Here is a 21505-nt window from a genome sequence, read left to right as displayed (position 1 = left end):
TTCCTTTCAAATAAAGTTTTTATTAAAATTGCTTTAAATCGTATGTCTTGATATATATAAATTTCAAAAATAATATTATAATTTAGTAAAATAATACTTTTAATACTAATTTTTCATGTAGAATAGGAGATTAAAAATGATAACTGATTACCTTTCAACTAAATACACTGTAATACTCTCTTGCATAGCCCTATTTCTGATATTTGTTGTAATAATGAATTTTATAAAGAAAAATTCAGATAAGAAAAACAAAAAAGAATTATAAACATGTTGGTTATTAGGGGTATCATCACATCGCTATCAAATTAAAAAATTGATTGTTCCCCAAAACGAAAAAATGAGCTGAATGGTCATAAATAATTGTAGAGAGATAAAAAATTTTGTTTAGGGGGGACTTCATAAGCTTAGCTTGATAGCGATGTGGTGTTACCCCTAGTTGACAAATTGCTCAAAAAAGAACCAAATTAATTGGTTCTTTTTTTGAGCTGATTATTCTTGTTCTAAAATACGTTTAACCTCATTTATGCCTAATTTACTGGCTTTAGCAATCGTTTCAAGTGGTACACCAAGTTCATGCATACCTTTAATCATCTGTATTTTTCCTTGCTGAACCCCTTCTTGAATGCCTTCTTTTTTCCCCTCATTACGAGCATGAGCAAACTTTGCAGCCTCATCCATTAAGGCCTTTTCTCTTGCTTCATATGCTTGACGGAAAGAAGAATCTTGACTCATACGTTCCCACTTATTCATTGCTTTTTGTAAAATCGGATCTTGGTTCATGGCAATGTCCTCCAATGTTTGTGTGAGATACTCATCTTCATTCGCTGGTAATAATAATAACCAACGAACAAACGAATCTTCCCACGGATTAACTTTCTCTTCGCGCCATTGCTGTAGTAACTTTGGAATCTCTACAATATGAACTTCGATATCGTCACTTAATAACTTTTGTTGTTGCTGATTCCAAAGGATTCCTGTTGTATGAAACACTTCATATTCTGGAAACATCACGAAGTTTAACAAGTTTATGGTAATTGTTTTATGAAGTGAGCTATAAGGCATTCCTTTTTGCAATTGAGAGGTGTATAACCTTCCCCAATAATACAAGCTTCGTTTGATCATATCGTGATTGTTGTTCAATTGTATTTCTACATTTACCTTTGTTCCTGTATTTAATGTAGCCGAAATATCTAAAATTGATAATTTATCTTCTTCATATTCTCGATGCAAATGTGGATCTTCTAATTGTAGGGCAACAATAGGTGATTCTAAAGAATCTTTTAATATGGCATTTAAAAAGGCAACTAAAATATCTTCATTCCCATTTGTGCCAAATAACTGCTTAAATGCAAAATCGATACGTAAATTTACTAATGAATTGGACATGGTTTTCCTCTTCCTGTTTCAGACTATATCTTTACCTTTATTGTACATAAAACTAAAGTCAATATGCAAACAATCCCCCTATGATTTATATAGAGATATAGGTCTTTCTCTTAAAGGAATACATTTGGAACAGAGAGATTAAGTGAAAAGAAATAAAGGTACACTTAAAATATTTAATTTTCCGAAAATAAATATTTACAAAAATATTTATTTGAATTAAAATACGAATTACAAAGATTCGACATTATACGACAAAATGATATTATTTTTCAGAATATTAAAACAACTAGAAGTGAGGTATCTATATGAATCTATTTCGAAAAAAATCTATTTCAGCATTATTAGCACAGTCAGAACAAAAAGGAGCATCTTTAAAAAAAGAACTCGGTGCATTTGATCTTACTATGCTCGGGGTCGGCGCTATCATCGGAACTGGGATTTTCGTTCTTACCGGTGTTGCCGCAGCAGAACACGCAGGACCCGCACTTGTTTTGTCGTTTATTTTATCCGGTTTAGCCTGTGTATTTGCAGCCTTATGTTATTCTGAATTTGCATCAACTGTACCGGTATCCGGTAGTGCGTACACTTATAGCTATGCAACATTTGGAGAATTAATCGCTTGGATTTTAGGTTGGGATTTAATTTTAGAATATGGATTAGCTTCCTCAGCTGTTGCATCTGGTTGGTCAGGGTATTTACAAGGTCTATTAAGTGGATTTGGGATTACATTACCTACGGCTTTAACAAGCGCATATAATCCTGAAGCGGGAACATATGTAGACTTACCAGCAATCTGTATCATTTTTCTAATGACGTTGTTATTAACAAGAGGAGCAAAAAAATCAGCGCGTTTTAACGCTATCATGGTAGCTATCAAACTTTTTGTTGTCTTACTATTTATCGGCGTTGGTGCTTTCTATGTAAAGCCTGAAAACTGGACACCCTTTATGCCGTTCGGCTTCTCTGGCGTAACAACTGGGGCTGCAACTGTATTCTTTGCTTACATCGGATTTGATGCTGTATCAACAGCTGCTGAAGAAGTCAAAAATCCACAGCGTAACATGCCAATCGGCATTATTGCTTCTTTAACAATTTGTACGATTCTATATATCGTTGTTTCATTAGTTTTAACTGGGATTGTACCTTATGATCAGTTAGGTGTGAAAAACCCTGTTGCATTTGCACTACAATACATTCAACAAGATTGGGTTGCTGGTTTCATTTCTTTAGGAGCGATTACTGGAATTACAACTGTATTACTTGTTATGTTATATGGACAAACAAGATTATTTTACGCAATTAGCCGCGATGGCTTACTACCAAAAGCACTTTCTCGCGTAAATAAAAAAACAAAAACACCTGTTATCAATAGTTGGATTACTGCCACTATGGTTGCTTTCTTTGCTGGTTTTGTTCCTTTAAGTAAACTAGCAGAATTAACAAATATCGGTACATTATTCGCATTCATCGTTGTATCAATTGGAGTAATTATTTTACGCAAAAAACAACCAGAATTACCGCGTGCTTTTAAAGTACCTTTGGTACCATGGATTCCTGCTTTAGCTGTTCTATTCTGTGGATACTTAGCATTACAACTCCCAGCAACAACATGGATTGGCTTTGCAATATGGCTTGTAATTGGACTTGTTGTCTACTTCAGTTACGGTTATAAAAATAGTACACTACAAAAGGAACAAAAAGAAGACGTAGCATAATGAAAAAGCTGTTGTCCCATTAGGACAGCAGCTTTTTTCCGTTCTGGTACAAAAAATAAGGTTCTGGTGCAAAAAATACTCGATAGAAACATAGAGTGTCAATTTCCTTTAAATTGCTAGCTTATGAAGCTAGTCCAAACAATTTATGAATAAATTCTTTTTGATTTTGGACAGACTTTTCCCGGTTCTGGTGCAAATACTTAGGAAAGATATAAAGATGCGAAAAGTTTCCTAGTGAAATCTAGTCTTAAGCAGCAATTCCAAATAGTTGATGGATGAACTTCACTTGATTTTGGACAGACTTGTCCAATAAAACAAGTTGCCCTTTTTTCACCATATGCATAGCTTCTATTCCAGAAAGAATGGATGTAGCTGTGCGAAAGGATTTCAATCCTAACATCGAACGAACCCGCTTTTTAATAAACCGATGATCTTGTTCCACTATGTTATTGAGATATTTCACTTGCCTTAGTTGGATGCCTAATGGCATCTTTTTTTCTTTTCTCAATTCTTCAACTGCTATAGGATAAGCTGGATTCTTATCGACTGTCACGACACGAGGCTCAGAAATATGAAAAGACTGCAAAGCTTTCTTGAAGAATCGCTTTGCAGCCTTGTGGTTTCTTGCTTTGCTTAGGTAAAAATCGATGGTATTTCCTTTCGAATCGACAGCACGATACAGGTACATCCATTGACTTTTTACTTTGATATATGTTTCATCGACTCTCCAAGAGTCATTGGTTTGCTTGAGATGACGACGGATTCTTTTGTCTAATTCAGGACCATACTGATGAACCCAACGCATAATCGTTGTATGAGCAACGGATAAGCCCCGTTCCTCCATCATTTCCACCAAATCACGAAAGCTCAGGTTGTACCGTAGGTACCATCTTACTGTTTGCAAAATAATATCATGATGATAATGTTTCCACTTGAATAAATTTCGCTTTTCCATACTGATCACGCACCTTTTTTAGAGTAATAGTATCAGTATGTCCAAGATTTAGAGATTACCTGCAATTATCTTGAAGTTTTCGCACCAGAACCAAAAATACAGTGAAAAAAGGACACTCTCGTCAGATAGTCCTATCAAGCGTGTCCTTTTACACTTTTCTATCAATGAAACTATTATTTTACTCCTACGTCATTCCAAGCTTTTTGCACAGCTTGATATGTCGCGCTATTAACGCCATCGTAATCAGCAACAGATTGTAATAATGCAGCACGTACCTTGCTGAAATCACTAGTTGGTGTAAGGTACGTTGTTAAAGCACGGTAGTAGATTTTTTCTGCTTTTTCCTTACCAATAGCATTGATTGTTAAATAAGCAGCTTTATTTGGAATACCGCTATTGATATGTACGCCGCCATTGTCTCCTTCTTCTGTTGGTGGTAAATATTGATAGTCATTCATATGAGCAGGTTGGCCATACTTTTCAGGATTTGATAAGCTGCGAAGTGCATCTCCTGCAACTTTTGGCGTAGTTACAGCTTCTCCTAAATCCCAGTTGGCTGGATCAACGAAATATCCAAATACATCAGAAAAAGATTCATTTAGTGCCCCGGATTGATTTAGGTATTCAAGCTCAGCTGACTTGTCAGTTACCGCATGTGTTAGTTCGTGTGCAACAACATCAAGAGAACCTGACAGCGGTGCGAATTGAAAACCATCGCCATCACCATATACCATTTGTTGTCCATTCCAGAATGCATTATTGTAGTTGGTCCCGAAATTAATTCCAGAACGAATCGTTGCACCTTTTCCATCAAAACTGTTACGGTTATGAACATTTTTATAATAATCATATACTTTTCCTGCATTAAAATGAGCATCAACTGCAGGAGCTTGGCTCTTATCTATCCAAGCATTATCTGTATCGAATAGATAGTAATTACTTGGATTTTGCCAATCAGTGCCATGATTAGTTGTAGTTGTCTCAATAACGCCACCATTCATCGGTTTTGTTGTGTCTTTTAAATAGTATTTTCCAGATTGACTGCTATAAGTTGTATTCAGGCTTTTTCGCTCCCCCAATACGCCGTTGCCGTAGCCTTTTTGCGGAGTATCTGCATCTGTAACTGCATTATATGAATTTACAATTGTTCCATCTTCTGCGTTTACATAGATTTTCCAGTTTGCTCCATAAGGTTTAATGAATTGTAATTGTACTTTATAAGCCAAGTAATAATTTCCGTCTTTTTCATAAACAACTAAATCAGCTTTTTCATTTGTAGATTTTGCGGTTTCTTTCATTTGTTCTAACGGAGTGCCACTTGTTTCTACAAATGTATCTTTTTTTGCTAGATTAATATGTTTCCATGCATTTAAAAGGGCAGTTTCATTTGAAATCTTTGCCTTTGTATTTCCTTTCAAACGGTCAGCGGCAGCGGGATGTACGTCTCCGTTTACCGTTGTTACTTTGCCCTCACGATTTGTATGAACAATGAAACGTGCACCATCAACTGGAACTTTATTAATAGATTGAATGTACACATAATGTTTCATTCCTAAATCATCTGACTTTACTTCTTTCAGTGTTAAGTCAGTTTGTGGGTTGATTTTAAATAATTCCTTATTTTCTTCAAGGAACGATTTTACCTCTTTTTCTGAATCTACTTTTTTATCGGATAATTTCCCTGAAAGGAAAGATGGATTTCCTTGTTCATCATTCCACTTTTTTTGAACGACTTCCATTTTGTCCAAAGCTTCTTGCTGCGATACTTGTTCTTCTGCAAAGGCATTTGAAAATGGAGCCCCTAAAACCATTCCGGTTGCTAGTAATGTAACGACGGATTTCTTCATTTTTATTTCTCCTCTCAATACTATGTATAATAAAGATGCATCTTATTAAAGAATTATACAAAAAAACGTTATCTTGTTATTATTAATGCAAAATTGCATTTTTAAAAATTCTGATACTTTTAATTTTCTTTCTATTTCTTATTATAGAAACATCCTTTTTTATAATGATTTATGGATAGAGGAATTTAGGGGGAAAGGTGGCATGACTTGAGTACTTATATTCTCATACAATAAAAAAAGAGAGCAACATGCTATATAAGGTTTTGGTGCAAAGACTGTATTTATAGTTCTGGTGCCAAAACTTTGAAGTATATGAAAATGGTCTATCAAACTTGGAAATACTGATAGTACTACTCTATAAAAGGTGTGTGATCAGTATGGAAAAGGAGAATTTCTTAACTTTCAAGTTGGACCTGTAAAGTGATAATAAAGTTATTTAATTCTGATCTAAAAATATAAGAGCCTCGCTACAAATCATATTGTAGTAAGGCTCTTTAAAGTTGTTTAATTTCTAATCATTTAAATGTGTTTGTAGGCAAAAATCAATAATAAAGTTGTTTAAATCTTGTTCAACTAAAGCACCCGTTAGTTCAATAAGAAAAAATTATCTATGATTATTAAAGTGGCCCACCTTCAAAACCAATAGGCCATCCATCCTCTTTAAACTTTACTTTATACTGAAACTCAAAGTGACCATCAAAAATAAAAGCTAAACTAAACCCTGAAAATATATAATCGTCAAAATTAACCATCTTTCCAAAATATATTGTGGATAGATAGTAGTTCTTCATTTCTTGATTAGGGAAGAATTTCTGTAAATATTTTAATGCACTGCTTATATGTAGATGGAGTTCATCGAATATTTTTTCTGCCATTTCGATAATCTCCACATTGGGATTTTCATTATTCCCTTGAATAAAAATCTCCACATCTTCCCATTCTCCAATATTAATACTATAAAACCACCGTTCTTGAATGAGATACTTCTCATTTTCGTATACAGTGGGATTAACTAGGTTTAATTTTTTCACCTCATCTTTAGTTAACGGTTTATCAAGTATAAGCTTTTTATGCAAAATGTTTTTGATATTAGAGACAATATATTTAGATTTGTTTAATTCTAAAGAGTCCATTTTCCACCTCATAAATTATAAAATAAAGTAAATTCCCCTTAATTATATCATCATCCTTCTTCAACTATCCTGCACCGTTAGTTCAAGAAGAATTAAACAACTTTATTATTTTTCAAAGGACTTTATTGTAAATTAAACAAATTTATTATCTCTTAACAGGGCCAGGAAAAAATAATGACAAAACATTTGGTACGGAGTGCTTAGATACCTTACGACCAGGAGATTTATGTATTCGTGATTTGGGTTATTTTTCATTGGAAGACTTAGATCGAATGGAACAACGAGGTACATACTATATTTCTCGTTTAAAATTAAATACGAATGTATATGTGAAAAATCCAGACCCAGAATACTTTAAAAATGGTGCAATTAAGAAACAATCAGAATACATACAAATCGATGTTTTTGATATAGACATAGTAAAACCATAATAACGAGAAATCATTGCAAGACATGCTGGCCCACAATCTTTTTAGTCCTTTTGTTTAATACAAGTGCCTTTTTTCTTTACATTTATATATATAATTTGACTATATATAAATGCATGAAAGAAAGGGTGTAATATGCAATTTTACATATTAAATCCTTTTTTGGGGAAACTTATGATATCTTAGATATAACAATCATTATATTTAAGATATCATATAAAGTGATTAAATCATATAAAGGGATCTAAAATTATTAAATAAGACAAATGCTAATAAATCTTAAAAATGAATAATGAATTAAATGACTAATCTGTTTATCTAGCTATATGATTGAAAAAGGAGGGATATTTATCATTAATAGTAAATCACCATTAAGAAAAAAATTCCTGTTCCTCTTTATATTTATCTTCCCAACAGTTTTATTTAAATTCTTTGAGGATAGAGATTTAATCACTGCTTTAAAAAATTTACTTGTACTATCATTAATAAGCTTTGTTATAATCTTTATTGTTGATACAATATCAAATTTAATAGACAAGTATGATAAACACAAAAAGTGATTGAATTAGAGGTATCGTTTACACATTAGTGAAAATATAGCTGAATTAAAATTCGACATAAAAAGAGCTAGATTTCCTACTTTAAGGAATATTTGGCTCTTTTGCTGTATTTAGGTTATAATGTGTTTTCTTTATATTCTTTCACTATTTTATAAAAAGTATTTTTCTTCAGTTCTAATAGTTTCATAAATTGAAATCCAGTTATGTCTCTATTTTTCTACTTTGGAAAAGTTTCTTCTATTTATATTATTGCATAAGAATTTTTTATTAACTCAGATTAAATCTACCTAAAGAAAAGACGCTTTAAAGCGTCTTTTCTTTATTTTTATAATTTAGTTGTCTGACGCTTGATAATCATAAATCTTTTCACGAATAGCGGATGCAATAAATTCTTCAATAGAACTGTTCGTTTCTTTTACAATGTTTGTGATTGCATGGTATTCACTGCTTGTTATCGTTACTGCCTTAGTAACACTACTGCTGTCTAAATACACGCTATTATTAACACGTCTTGTTAATTTTCCTTCTATTATATATGGGGTTAAACAATCAATCCATTCTACCTGCATTTGCATTGGTAATTGAATAATGGATTGACGAACATCAAAATACCAAAAACCATCTTCCTCAGAAATCTTAATATTTCTTGGTGATACATACTGTAGTACTAAGTCAATTATGTGAAAAATGTTACTTCGCAATTGATTTGATTTAGGAAAACGAAACTTTACAAACTTTTGGTGATGACTTCTTGGTTTATCAGATAAAATATATGCAGGCTTATACCCCATTTTAATTGAATCTTCTAGTGTCATATTGTTTCCAAACTCATCAATAAGCACAATATCCCCGCGCTTCGGAATGGATATAATGCGTGCTAATTTATTACCTTCCATAAATTTTTGGAACAATACTACATTATATTTTTGTGAGAATGTATACAGCGTATTGGCCTGATCCAATTGCTGTACCAATCCGTTTATTTCTTCCTCATTTACAAATTTAGTCTCACGATTACGATGTTTCTGTATAGTACAAGTCAATACTCCTTCTTCTATCCACTTTTCAAGTTGATACATGCTCACATTATAATCTTTTGCTGCCTGATATAAGGTAATTCCTTCTGTTTCACGATCTTTTTTGAGTTTTTCTATGTCTTCTCGCTTAAATAAAAAGCTACCATCTAAGCGCCAGGTCTCTCGATTAATTGGATTTAATTGTCCTTGTTTCATAAAAGTATTAAAAATGAAGCTACTAATTCCTAAATAAGCTTTTACTTCATTCGTATTCATATTTATTTCCTGTCTTTCAAACATACCTTTTCCTCCTATGTGTAAACTTCTGTTATGTGAAATCAATAATTTTATTATGTAAAGTTAAATTGATAAAAATATATAATGTAAATTTAATTATAACACAATCATAACTTAATTTATTTTTAAACTTATATGAAATTAAAATTCACTTTCTAATTAAATTATCTTTTGTATAATTATAAATTATATAAAAGATAATTTATAAAAAGAATTTGATAATAACCATAGAAAATAGAACATTTTCTATACTTATCCATTACTTTCATTTTTATTAAATTTAATTTTACTATGTAAATAACTTTGAATGTAATTCAGTTATAATATTAGATATAAAAGAAATTAATATGGAGTTGGGTAACAATGGAATTTAAATTAAATACAATTCATAGTGAAACTTATTTAGAAAATATAGAGAAACAAAAACAAAATTTCTCAAACATAATTGCGATATGGAATCAAGATTATATAAATGAAGCTGAATTTAAAAAGGAAAATAACGAAAGAGAAGATTCATATACATATGAGGGATTTTCAGATGAAGAAATATTGTATTACTATTTAAATCGGCAAACACATTTTGACCAAGAAAAACGTATAAAGGATGCATCCAGGACTCTATATGCTCGTGATCTAAGTCAATTTTATTTTTTTATTAAGCAAAGCACAGAGTTTCTGCAGCAAGATGTTAAAGATTATGTAGTCGGCCAAGTTTGGAGGAACTTAAGAAAGCGACATATACGTAACTATCAAAAATGGCTATCCCAGGAGGCAATCTCCTATCAATCAAAAGAAAAATACAAAGCATCTACGATTAGTCGGAAACTTGGTGTGGTCCGTTCGTATTTGAAATGGCTATATGAAATTCAATATATCCAGGAACCTCTTCATGTGGAAATTCTAAGTACTACCGTTAATAAACAACATAAACCAAAACGCGAGTTATCATATGATGAAGTGAAGCAATTGCTTCATTACTATAAGGATAATGAAATCAATTATGCTTTACTATCGGTTCTGGCTACTACAGGATTACGTGTTGCAGAAGTAGCGCACGCAATGTGGAAAGACCTTGAATATGACGCTATACGTGGACGTTACTATTTAATAGTTGATACAAAGGGAGATAATGAACGGATTGTTTCTATTAATAAGGAGATTTTTAATCGTATTGTTGCGTTTCGAATCCGGAGACGATTACCTGTGGACATTGGAAATAAAAATGGTGAGACTATATTTCAAACAAAGAATCATACTGCGTATAAAGAAAATTATTTATCACAATATATTTCTAAAATCATTAAGGATACAAAGTTACCCTTTACGGAGAATATACGAATCACTCCCCACTTTTTTAGACATTTTTATGTGCAGTACTTATACGACTACAAAGGACTAGCACCTCATGTAATAGCGGCTGCAGTAGGTCATAAAAATGATAGAACTACAAAAGAAAATTACTTAAAGCAAAGACTTACTAAAGATAATGATGCAGGAAATTTAATTGGTGATGATGAATTTTAATGTGTAATTAATATACAATAAATTTAAAATAGGACAAGGTGAAACCGATATTGGTTTCACCTTGTGTTTAAATGGTTTTAAATATTTATACTGCATAGACTTCAATTTTTGTAGGATTAGAAAAACGGCGTTCTAATTCTTTTTTGATTTTTTCAATGGCAAAGAATGCAGAAGATGCATATACAGTGATTACTTTTTTTATAAAAGTATTACCTGTTATTAAAATGTATCTTACTGAATATGATGAAATCATACTCTCACCCTTTCACATATCTATTGTGTTTAAGATATATGCCGATAGGTGTGGATATATTCTCAAAAGATGTAAAATAAGTAAGCAAGTGGATGTTCTGTTGCAAAGTTTTCTAAATGTGGTTACACTCCATCGCCATCTGATGAGTATGCTATATTTGAAAAAGATCCCGATAACTTGTGACCAAGTAAAAAAGCACCCTGTTTACAGGGTGCTTCACTTCTACCTAATGACTAATATTAGCACTTGGGTATAATGTCGTTCCTCCAATTGAAACTTTTATTTCATTTGTTAATGGAACATTTTGTTCATTAATAATTGTTCTCCACCATTCCCATGCAAGACCTGTACATTCTCTCGCTACGACTTTTACATTTTTTGAATTCGGTGGAAGTGGTATTACTGTAGAGTAATGAGCCGTTTTATCTTGGTTGTTTCCTTCCCAAGTTTTATGTGTTAATACTTCTTTCCCATTTTGATCATATGAGAATTCATCCCAAGAGACATCAAATTGAGCAACATATGCACCGTAATGATCAAGGGTCATTTTCGCACTTGAATATTCTGTAGTTGTAGTCTCAATATAATCTGTATTGTTATGAACAGCAGCAGTTGCGTTATCTTTTAAGAAAGTGCTTGTATATGAAATTGGGTATGCTGGATTTTTAGAACTTAATTCTGCATTATCTTTAATGACATTTCGGATTTCATTAAAATCTTTTGAAACAACCTTGTTATGCTCTTTTGCATCTCCGCCTAATACTACAGCGGTAAAGGTACTGTCTTCAAAAATATCTTTGTACTGTCCACTCGCTTCAACGCCTTGCCCCTTAATTAAGGCTTTAAAGGCAGCTTGTACATCTTTGCTCTTAGATGATGTTTCTAATTTCACATAAACTGTTCTACCATAAGCTACATTTGACACCATAACAGGCGGAGCCGCATTACTTACCCCTTTACGAGTTAGCTCATCAAAAGTAACGCTATTATCAAAAAGATCTGATGGATTGTTAGGTAGTTCTGCACTTACGGTATAAAAGATTTGCTTATATGCCGCAACCATCACTTTTTTCTCTCCATCTGCAATCGCTTTAAAATCAATGTTCAGTGAATTGTCAAGATATTTAGCGTTAACATTAAGAGCACTTGCTATTTGAGATTTACTATACACCATAGATTCTGTATATTGCATTCTTGCAGGTAACGTATGTGTTTTTGAATATTTTTCATTCCAAGTAGATACTAATTCATCTACTGCTCCAGACACATTACCATATGTAGGATTTTGAACAGTAATTGTATTGTCTTTTCTCATGCCAGGTAAGTCTATACTAATATTCAAAGGTTTTCTCTTAGCTACTAACAAACTAGGTTGATTATCTGCAAAAGCTTTATTTGCAAGTTGTACTGCTCCTGGATAAGTACGATTAGCCACAGAATCAATAATTGAAATATCCACCGGTGAAGTTGTAAGTGATTTTTTCTCGCGTTCCACTACTACAAATTTACCATTTGAATTTGTACTTTCTTTCGGAACAAAACTCTCTACTTTATCACCATTTACTGCTAAAACCTCTTGATTATTATACTTAAGATTTCCTATGCCAGTATCAATGTTAATAGCTTTTTTTGTTGCATCAGCTGAATTACTTGTTTTTATTTCAGCGAAGGAAATAGAAGAATAATTAATAGTGCATAAGCCAATTGATAAACATGCTAATAATTTGATTCCTTTAACACTTTTTATAATTTTCAAAAAATTCAACCCCTTCCTTTTTTCGTATTAAGGTATGATAATGCTTTATAAATGATTGCTAAATAGTGACCTTACATAAATGCTTTTAAAAGTTCTTGAACTAATGGGAGTACTCCACCTACAAATTTTAAAATTGTCATTGCGATTGTCATATTATTTCCTCCTCTTTTGTTGTTGCTAAGATGTGATTTATCTTTATGCTCTCATTATAGTAAGTACTTATATATATATCAACACATTCTGATATGCAATATTACATCTTAAAACCATGTTTTATACTGTTATAATAGAATAGGTACATTCTACAGCATTTTTCGATGAACTAAACAGCTAATGAACATGAAATTTCTCGTAAATAAAAAAGGAAGAGAATTATAAAAATTCTCTTCCTTTTTTATGTTTTGTGATGTGTTCATAAACATAATGCATCTATATTTATAGAAAATACATAAAAGCTATAGAAAAATCCACATTCTATCTATTTACACACGTACTGCTGTACCGCTTACCGCAACCATTAACATTCCGTCACGAACCACTTCGTAGTCTACATCGATACCAACAATTGCATTTGCTCCTTTTTGCGTTGCAAGTTGTTTCATTTCTTCCATCGCAATGTCACGAGCTTCTTTTAATTTACTTTCATAAGCACCAGAACGGCCACCTACAACGTCACGAACAGAAGCGAAGATGTCGCGTAAGATATTTGCACCCATAATTGCTTCACCGTTTACGATGTCCACATACTCAATAATTTCTTTACCCTGAATAGTATTAGTTGTTGTTACGATCATTGCTGACACACTCCTATAATCTCTAAAAATTTATTTTCGTTTTTTATAATCTTATTATTCATTTATACTTGAATCGTCTTTTTTGTATGTGAAATTTTCCCTTAACGTACAATGTTTTTTTGTCGTTTCGAGCTAAATATAGCATACATACAACAAGGGAATGCAGTACATATCAGCATACAAGCATTCCCTTGTTATTTTTATGTTATTACTTTACATTTTATGTCCCCACTGGTCAAAGTGATAATCTTTACCATCGATTTTAAACCAACCGTCTGAATAAAGTGAACCATCTTCTCTAGCACAATACCAAAGGTATCCGTATGCAAGAGGCCAAGGTCTATATCCACCACCAACTTGGAACCATCCTGTTTTAGCTGCTCCATTCTCATCGAAGTAATAATATTTATTATCGATAGTTTGCCAGCCCGTTTGTGCTACGCCGTTATTGTCAAAATGGTATAGCTTACCGTCAATTTTTTCAAATCCTGCTCGGTTAACTGATCCGTCTTCATGAAAATAATATTTTTTTCCGTCAATGTTTTCATAAGCATTGAAAGTATAATTGCGACCATTTGTGAAATAATATCTTTTACCGTCTATCATTTTCCAACCGGTATAGAAAACTCCATCTTCTAAACTATAATATTCTAGTAGGTTCTCACTTTTGTTGAGCCCTGTTTTATAAAGCGAACCGTCATGCTTAAATGATAATATTTTGTTGTCCAACCCAACATTAACAACGCTGTTTATCACTTTTCCATTTAGATCAGAAACTCTCTCAAGTACACCTTTGTCGGAAACGTGAATAATTTTATTTTGATCTTCTAAGCGTATTTCCTTTTTATTTACATTATAATTTTGGAAGTAATAAATTTTACCATCTACTTCTTTTAGACCTTCTTTAACGATTGCTCCAGAAGCATCGGCATAGGAATCTCCATCCCAGGTTGATCGTTGTAAAACACCGTCATCATTAAAGTAGTAGTATTTATCCTCAATCAGTGCATCACTTGCATTTCCAGCAACCATGTAGCCATAAGGCGATGAGAAATAATAAGTCTTCCCCTTAATTTCTTGCCAGCCTGTCAAAATGACTCCTTCAGCATCTGTAAAGGAATACCCATCACCTCGGTTTATCCAACTGTTCTTTATCACGTTTCCAGAGGAATCTTTTGCAATCCATTTAGTAGAATCTTTTTCATCAGCTACAGCCTGTACTTTATCATACTTCTGTCTCTCATTTTCTTTACCCGGATACCACTCTATTAACCAATTGTTAATTTCATTGTTGCTTTTATCAGAGAAACGAATTTCAGATTTGAAACTCCAATCAGTACCAAATTGAGAAATATATTGATTACCAGCCAAACTTACCCCATTTTTGTTATTCAAACGGAACTGAAATTTACCATCGTTAGAATTTCCTATCTGAACAAGTTCAAACACTTCATCATCGCCAAGCGAATCGGAATATTGAAGTCCGTTTCCTTCTTTTCCTGAAAGATATTTTGAACCTGTTTTTACGATTACTTTATTCGTTCCTTTTTTATAAGGGATAATTTGATAAGGTTTACCGTCATTTAGTGTAATGAATGGCAGTGCCATAGATGTCTCTAGGACGTTAGTACGCTCCGCCAATATATCAGATAATCGATCATAAAAATCTGCACGAGCTTTAGGATCATTATTAACATAGTTGTCAAGGACATCTTTATCTACTGGCTTTGAAGTCAATGTTATCAATCGTTTTTGCTCATCTGATAATTTATTTGCTATCTGATCAAATAGGTAATCTGAATTTTTAACAATCACCGTCCAATCGCCAAAGGAGTCGCCGGAATATTTTTTGTAAAGTGGACCAAGAAATCTTGGGTTTTTACCAGATGCTTTTTCTACAAATGCATGTTGGCCTTGATTTATCACAACTCCGGTCTTTCCTTCGTCTAATTGTGCTTGTGTAATGTAAAGAAGATCGTGTTCTGAGACATTTGCTCCATTAGGGTTTAGATCTATAATTGCACCTGCTTCAGTAATTTTAAGCTGCTGCCCAGATTTTAGTTGATGAGTTTCAATTCTTCCATTTGGATAGCGTACTTTAACTGGTTTAAGAAAATTCACATCACCTTGTGTATGATACATGGAAATATTAAATTCCCCAGATGTAAAAGTAGGAGCCTGGTAAGTTTCGTTTTCTGCATATACATCAATGTGAGTGCCTGGGTCTCGATCCCCAGGGGCTAGTCCAAGTGTTTCATAAGTATTTGCTACAGCACCTAATACAGTAATACTTATATCTATTACCGTACCTATCCCTGCGCTAGCTTTGTTTTCTGCAATAGGAGCGACAGAAAAAAGAATACCTAATGCCGCTGCAGTAGGAATTACTTTCTTTCCAATTCCAATTGTTTTAAATTTTTTCTTCATTTTTGTTGTCCTCTCTTAGTAAGATTTAGCCTAGATTGCTTACATGTAACACTGTAAAAAACAAACATATAAATACTGTCGTATATTGATTTAAAATATAAAATCAATATTTATAAATTCATCTTAGTTTAAAAACCTGTCAAATTTCTTTCATAAATGTTACAAAAGTCTTTCATTAATATCGTATAAAATTCTGAACTTTTTACGATAGTCTATATTTTTTCAGCTTGGGCCCATGCTCATTAAGCGAAGATTTTTAAGTATCCCCAAAACAAAATTTTTATTTGTAAAATGAATGAAGTAGTAAACAAGAAAGGCTGGCAAAATGCCAACCTTTCTTGTTTTTTGGGTCTCAATTTTTAATTTAATAAGATATATCGGTGGTTTACTTATGTATCAATCCTTTTATTTCTATCGGTATTTCCAGGTTTAATAAATTACTTGCAAGAGTCCTGAAGTGTTTGTATGAGAAGCAATGAAAGGGTTTTGTAACATTTACGAAAGACTTTTGAGAGTTATTTAAATTAAGATAAACTTACCGATGTTAATTTAAATATGTTGGAAACAGTATAAATTAGAAAGTAAGGAGCACATCCATGAAGGAAAAGATAAAGAGATGTATAAAAAAAATCCCCCCTGTAGGAATAGCGATGGGGATTGTATTCAGCTTGAACCCATTTACAAAACATAAAGCGAAAGCAGACGTTGATACAAGAGAAACGATGCTTACAACATTTGGTGATACCTATGATTCGTTTTTAAAAGAGCCTTTTGTTATCTTTTTATCCGAACAAAGTGCTAAAAATGATTATACAGCTAACAATGAAAACCGTGCTTACAAAGCTCCTACTTTTAACAAAGGAGAATTTGGTATTAGTGTGTATGATTATTATAAAAACCAAAACTTTTCTAAGAGAATTAAACTTTTCTATAAAGATGGGAAAGTTGAATATAAAACGATAAAACATGGTCAACAACTTCTGATTAAGCAAGCTGGTATAATAGTGGACTTAAATCCTGATGCCTCAGACCTATATGAACATGATATGTATTATATTACACAAAAACAATTAGATGGAGGAAATACTGGTATTTCGCTGACGAATTGGCAAACATATTACTTAAAAAGTGACAATAGTGGTCAAATGAATGGTCCTTTAGCTCTAAAATATATTAAACAGGAATTTCCAAATATAAACCCAGGTAATGCTTCTTTTGACCTAATGAAACTTTTTCATGCACTACCAGGGGAGAAGCGAAAACTCGCAACGATAACTTCGAATCCAGTAAAAGCATCTGGAATTTTTAATTATACCTCTGATGAGCTTGCTGAGATAAAGAAACATAAACTCGCCGTCGTTACACAATATAAAAATGAAGAATGTTCTTCTATTTCTGTGAAAATTAGAAACGAGGGTAACGTCTTGCGAACATGGGAGGGGAGTACGAATATTTCTACTTCATCTAATTGGATCCCAGAAGATAGGAGTATATTTACAATTATTCCACTTGAAAAAAGATCTAACAAGGTCTACATAGAAGCAAATTCAACCTATCTTACATCTGTAAATGGTGAGGTGGGCGTTACAGGATTTCGCGCTTACGGACAAGTATGGACACTTGTTGATTATGGATTTGGAATCTTCTCTTTAAAAAACAACCACGGACAATATTTATCTGTTAATGATACATCCGTACGTCTTACTGACAAGCCCGAGAAAAACACTATATTTGACACTAATATTCAAAAAGACAAATGGAATAAGTGGTTAGCTAAATGGTATCCTAGCAAATAAAATGCAAGTTGATATAACCGGTTCTGGTGCAAAGATTGCATTTATTTGAAAGAGGTATATAGATTCCTAATGGAATCTATTCTTATGCAGCCATTCCGAATAGTTGATGAATAAACTTCATTTCATTTTGGACAGACTTGTCCCGTAAAATAAGTTGGCCTTTTTTAATGATATGCATCGCTTCTATTCCTGAAAGAATAGATGTAGCTGTACGAAAAGACTTCAATCCTAACATTGAACGAACTCTCTTTTTAATAAAACGATGATCTTGCTCTACAATGTTATTCAGGTATTTTACCTGCCTTATTTGGATGCCTACAGGCATCTTTTTCTCTTTCTTCAACTCTTCAATCGCTATAGGATAGGCTGGGTTTTTGTCTACTGTAATCACACGGGGCTTTGAAGCATGAAAAGACCGCAAAGCTTTCTTGAAAAAACGCTTTGCAGCCCTATGATCTCTTGTTTTGCTTAAATGAAAATCAATTGTATTTCCTTTTGAATCAACAGCACGATATAGGTACATCCATTGACCTTTGACTTTCACATACGTCTCATCGACTCGCCAAGAATCATTGGTTGACTTCAGATGACGTCGTACTCGCTTATCTAATTCGGGACCATATTGATGAACCCATCGCATGATAGTTGTATGGGCAAGGGATAGCCCGCGTTCTTCCATCATTTCGACTAAATCACGAAAACTGAGGTTGTACCGTAGGTACCATCTCACGGTTAATAAAATAATATCCGGTTGATAATGTTTCCACTTGAATAGATTTTGCTTTTCCATACCAATCACATCCTTTTTAGAATACTAGTATCAGTATGTCCAAGTTTAGGAGGTTACTTACAAGCGTTTTGGAGTGTTTGCACCAGAACCCTTTTTTATCCGTAATTCTATATTTTGATATTTTGTTCCAAATCCTAAAGCAATAGCAGCTCCAATACAACTTGAAAGACAGCCAGCAAATAAATATACCGATAAATCTGATTCGCCAATTATCACAGAAGCTATTCCTCCAATTGCAGGAAAAAGTGCTACCATATAACCACTTTTTGCCCCTCCAATTCTATCTACAAGTTTCAAATAGAATAACCATGCTGCAAAAGAAGCAATTAGGGTTAAGTATAGTAAAGCGGATAAGTATGAAATAGATGTTGGAAAGACTAGTTTTTCTCCTTGAAGTAATACAATCGCTCCTATCAATACACTTCCTGCTGTAAAGCCAATTGAATTTGCATATACGGGATTAACCTTTTGTTTTGAATTTCTTGCAGAGCTAGCATCTCCTATCGCTGTAAGAATAGTACCTAGAATAGCCATCATAATTCCTTTTACATCATCAAATCCTTTAAAACTGTTTATATTCGGATAGATAAGAATACATACGCCTAGCACTCCTAGAATTCCTCCAATTAAAACACGAGAATGTAGCTTCTCTTTCAAAAAAATCCGAAGGGCAATTGGAGTTAAAATAACTTTCAATGAAAAAATCAAAGTTACGATTGCTGCAGAACTCATTATAGTAGCATAATAGAGACATAGGTAACTCAATGCAAAATTGCAAATGCCAAATAAAACGACAAATGGAATATCTTTTCTATTAGGTTTTCCATTAGGTTTAATAAACCATATGAGAACTAAAAATAAGATTGCCGTTAGAACTAAACGGTATAATAACGAGAGTTCTAGACTAACTGGTGTACCTTGAATCTTAACTACAATAAAATTAAGTCCCCAAACAATTAAACAAAATAAATACATAATTTTAACCAACTTATCATCATTCCTCTTAAAAAATATTGTATGAATTCCTATACTTAATACTAATCCTTACTGTCATTTGTAAAAGGTACAGTTTATAATAATGTAAAATGACAGTTGGGGTGTATTAAGTGAAAGAACTCATTTTTAATATAGATCAGAGTGGTAACGTTCCAATGTATCAGCAAATATATGTTTATATACGGATACAAATATTATCAGGAAAAATTACCTATGATACAAAACTACCTTCTATTAGACAATTAGCAGAACTTTTAAATGTAAGTAGAAATACTACACAAGTGGCTTATGAACAACTTCTAGCAGAAGGTTATATACGAAGTGAAAATAAAAAGGGCTATTTTGTACAGGCAAATATGTCTAATCAAGTACTTACATATGAGCCTACTGTAGTAACTCCTAGAGGAAGACAAAAAGATATAAGAAAAACCATTGATTTTAAAATTGGTACGGTGGACAGGGAGAACTTTCCTATTGCAAAGTGGAGAAGCCTAACAAATAAAGTCTTAATGGATCCTATCATGTATTCCTACGGAGAAAAACAAGGGGACATGTTGTTAAGGACAGCTATATCAGATTATCTGTTTCAATCAAGAGGTGTAAGTGCTGTTAATAAGCAAATACTGATTGGTAGCAGTACACAACATTTGTTATTGATTTTGACCCTTCTTTTAAAAGAAGAATTTCATCGGATAGCTGTAGAAGACCCTGGTTACAATGGAGCAAGGGAGCTTTTTTCCTTACAGTCATTCTCCGTTGAACCTATATCTGTTATTGAAAATGGCCTTGACGTTGATCAATTGTGTACAACAGACACAAGATTGGTATACGTTACACCGACTCATCATTTTCCATATGGATTAACGATGCCTGTTAGTGAAAGGTTACAACTCATTAACTGGGCTGAACAGGTTAATGGATATATTATTGAGGATGATTACGATAGTGAATTTCGTTATATTCATCAACCTGTCCCCTCTTTACATAGTATAGATTCTAATGATAGAACTGTGTATTTAAGCACATTTTCTAAAGCATTATTACCCTCAATCCGTGTAAGTTACATGGTATTACCTAAACGATTACTTCCTACGTATGAGAAAATTGGGCCTTTACTAGAACAAACTGCTTCTTCTGTTCATCAAAGAACGCTAGCCCACTTTATATCAGAGGGATATTGGTATGCACATTTAAGGAAAATGAAAACTCTTTATAAACGTAAAATAAAAGTACTATGCGAAGAGATAAATAAGCATTTTAAAAACAATATAAAAATCAAGGGTTACTACTCTGGTATTTATGTAGTTATTGAAGTCAAAACTCAAATGAGCGAGAAAGATTTGATAAATAAAGCATTTAGCAATGGCGTTACTGTTTATCCATGCTCTCAATATTTTGTTAAAAACGCACCTAAATATCCACATATTCAATTAGGTTTAGGAAACTTAAGTGAACATGAGATTACTGAAGGTATCTGTAAATTAGCAAATATATGGCTTGAAAAAAATTAAAGTTAATTTGAAAAATAAATTTTTTAAAGAGTCTTCTCAAATTAATGTTGAATTTATGTTACGTTATGTCGACCTGACATGTATGGAATATACATCCATTTTTTGTATCAAATCATTTCTTCTGAATGGTACAATTAGAAAAAAGGGAGAGATATTATGCTTTCTATATTGATTGCAATGATTCTACTTGTTTTTCTCATTCTGATTTGGGACAATCTTCGACTGATTAGAAATAACTCCGAGCAACAGGTTAAACAGAATGAACAGATTATCAAACTTTTAGAAGATAACAAACAGAAGTAAGAAACAAACCTCTCTCAG

General features: G+C 32.8%; 15 protein-coding genes and 3 pseudogenes. 5 read left to right on the top strand and 13 right to left on the bottom strand.

All coding sequences use genetic code 11. The features are described 5' to 3' along the window. Positions 1–489: 489 nt before the first annotated feature. Positions 490–1386, bottom strand: a complete 897-nt coding sequence (locus tag QUF93_RS01975; RefSeq protein ID WP_289361281.1) for an Rpn family recombination-promoting nuclease/putative transposase — start codon at positions 1384–1386, stop codon at positions 490–492. 305 nt (positions 1387–1691) lie between these two features. Between QUF93_RS01975 and bcaP the strand changes: the two genes are divergently transcribed. Beyond that, positions 1692–3101 (top strand): branched-chain amino acid transporter BcaP, encoded by a 1410-nt coding sequence (bcaP, locus tag QUF93_RS01970; RefSeq protein ID WP_070140212.1) that lies wholly within the window; start codon positions 1692–1694, stop codon positions 3099–3101. A gap of 247 nt (positions 3102–3348) precedes the next feature. Here the strand turns inward: bcaP and QUF93_RS01965 are convergent, their stop codons facing one another. The 3 genes from QUF93_RS01965 to QUF93_RS01955 form a co-directional block, all read right to left on the bottom strand. Beyond that, on the bottom strand, positions 3349–4056 hold the full coding sequence (locus QUF93_RS01965; protein WP_241139207.1) for an IS6 family transposase: 708 nt from the start codon (positions 4054–4056) through the stop codon (positions 3349–3351). 173 nt (positions 4057–4229) lie between these two features. Further along, positions 4230–5903 carry a M4 family metallopeptidase gene (locus QUF93_RS01960; RefSeq protein WP_289361280.1) on the bottom strand — a complete coding sequence of 558 codons (1674 nt, stop codon included), beginning with the start codon at positions 5901–5903 and terminating at the stop codon, positions 4230–4232. 617 nt (positions 5904–6520) lie between these two features. Continuing rightward, positions 6521–7036, bottom strand: a complete 516-nt coding sequence (locus QUF93_RS01955) for a hypothetical protein (RefSeq protein WP_289361279.1) — start codon at positions 7034–7036, stop codon at positions 6521–6523. 158 nt (positions 7037–7194) lie between these two features. Between QUF93_RS01955 and QUF93_RS01950 the strand changes: the two are divergent. Continuing rightward, positions 7195–7440: pseudogene (locus QUF93_RS01950) on the top strand (transposase); the annotation flags it as partial. Here the strand turns inward: QUF93_RS01950 and QUF93_RS28975 are convergent. The 3 genes and pseudogenes from QUF93_RS28975 to QUF93_RS01940 form a co-directional block, all read right to left on the bottom strand. Continuing rightward, a pseudogene (locus QUF93_RS28975) lies at positions 7440–7553 on the bottom strand (cysteine peptidase family C39 domain-containing protein); the annotation flags it as partial. The pseudogenes QUF93_RS01950 and QUF93_RS28975 overlap by 1 nt on opposite strands. 586 nt (positions 7554–8139) lie before the next feature. Further along, positions 8140–8265: pseudogene (locus tag QUF93_RS01945) on the bottom strand (recombinase family protein); the annotation flags it as partial. Between the two features lie 91 nt (positions 8266–8356). After that, on the bottom strand, positions 8357–9340 hold the full coding sequence (locus QUF93_RS01940; protein WP_289361278.1) for a DNA-binding protein: 984 nt from the start codon (positions 9338–9340) through the stop codon (positions 8357–8359). 360 nt (positions 9341–9700) lie between these two features. Here QUF93_RS01940 and QUF93_RS01935 point away from each other — a divergent pair, with 360 nt between their 5' ends. Further along, positions 9701–10861, top strand: coding sequence for a tyrosine-type recombinase/integrase (locus QUF93_RS01935; RefSeq protein ID WP_289361277.1), 1161 nt, complete (start codon positions 9701–9703; stop codon positions 10859–10861). An 85-nt stretch (positions 10862–10946) separates the two neighbouring features. On the opposite strand, the gene QUF93_RS01930 is transcribed toward QUF93_RS01935, so the two are convergent. The 4 genes from QUF93_RS01930 to QUF93_RS01915 all read right to left on the bottom strand — a co-directional run bounded on the left by QUF93_RS01930 (position 10947) and on the right by QUF93_RS01915 (position 16091). Continuing rightward, the gene (locus QUF93_RS01930) at positions 10947–11114 is read right to left on the bottom strand and encodes a hypothetical protein (RefSeq protein ID WP_000625960.1); all 168 of its coding nucleotides are present in this window, start codon (positions 11112–11114) and stop codon (positions 10947–10949) included. A 226-nt stretch (positions 11115–11340) separates the two neighbouring features. Then, positions 11341–12879 (bottom strand): thiol-activated cytolysin family protein, encoded by a 1539-nt coding sequence (locus QUF93_RS01925; protein ID WP_071744323.1) that lies wholly within the window; start codon positions 12877–12879, stop codon positions 11341–11343. A 473-nt stretch (positions 12880–13352) separates the two neighbouring features. After that, positions 13353–13664, bottom strand: a complete 312-nt coding sequence (locus QUF93_RS01920) for a heavy metal-binding domain-containing protein (protein ID WP_289361276.1) — start codon at positions 13662–13664, stop codon at positions 13353–13355. A gap of 213 nt (positions 13665–13877) precedes the next feature. Beyond that, positions 13878–16091: an N-acetylmuramoyl-L-alanine amidase family protein gene (locus QUF93_RS01915; protein WP_289361275.1), complete on the bottom strand. Its 2214-nt coding sequence runs from the start codon at positions 16089–16091 to the stop codon at positions 13878–13880. A 596-nt stretch (positions 16092–16687) separates the two neighbouring features. On the opposite strand from QUF93_RS01915, the gene QUF93_RS01910 reads away from it, so the two are divergent. Beyond that, positions 16688–17887, top strand: a complete 1200-nt coding sequence (locus QUF93_RS01910) for a hypothetical protein (RefSeq protein ID WP_289361274.1) — start codon at positions 16688–16690, stop codon at positions 17885–17887. 82 nt (positions 17888–17969) lie between these two features. Here QUF93_RS01910 and QUF93_RS01905 read toward each other — a convergent pair whose 3' ends face one another. Together QUF93_RS01905 and QUF93_RS01900 are read right to left on the bottom strand one after the other, a co-directional pair. Beyond that, a complete protein-coding gene (locus tag QUF93_RS01905) occupies positions 17970–18677 on the bottom strand; it encodes an IS6 family transposase (protein WP_289361273.1) in 708 nt (235 codons plus the stop codon). 57 nt (positions 18678–18734) lie between these two features. Continuing rightward, positions 18735–19652: a DMT family transporter gene (locus QUF93_RS01900; RefSeq protein WP_434476077.1), complete on the bottom strand. Its 918-nt coding sequence runs from the start codon at positions 19650–19652 to the stop codon at positions 18735–18737. A 131-nt stretch (positions 19653–19783) separates the two neighbouring features. On the opposite strand from QUF93_RS01900, the gene pdxR reads away from it, so the two are divergent. Further along, the gene (gene pdxR / locus QUF93_RS01895) at positions 19784–21184 is read left to right on the top strand and encodes a MocR-like pyridoxine biosynthesis transcription factor PdxR (RefSeq protein ID WP_289361271.1); all 1401 of its coding nucleotides are present in this window, start codon (positions 19784–19786) and stop codon (positions 21182–21184) included. The last annotated feature ends 321 nt before the right edge of the window (positions 21185–21505 follow it).

This window comes from Bacillus hominis, assembly GCF_030348325.1.
In the GTDB taxonomy this organism is placed as follows: Bacteria; Bacillota; Bacilli; order Bacillales; family Bacillaceae_G; genus Bacillus_A; species Bacillus_A hominis.
The sequence above is the reverse complement of the archived record's forward strand: the minus strand, read 5'-3'. Positions and strand labels throughout refer to the sequence as shown.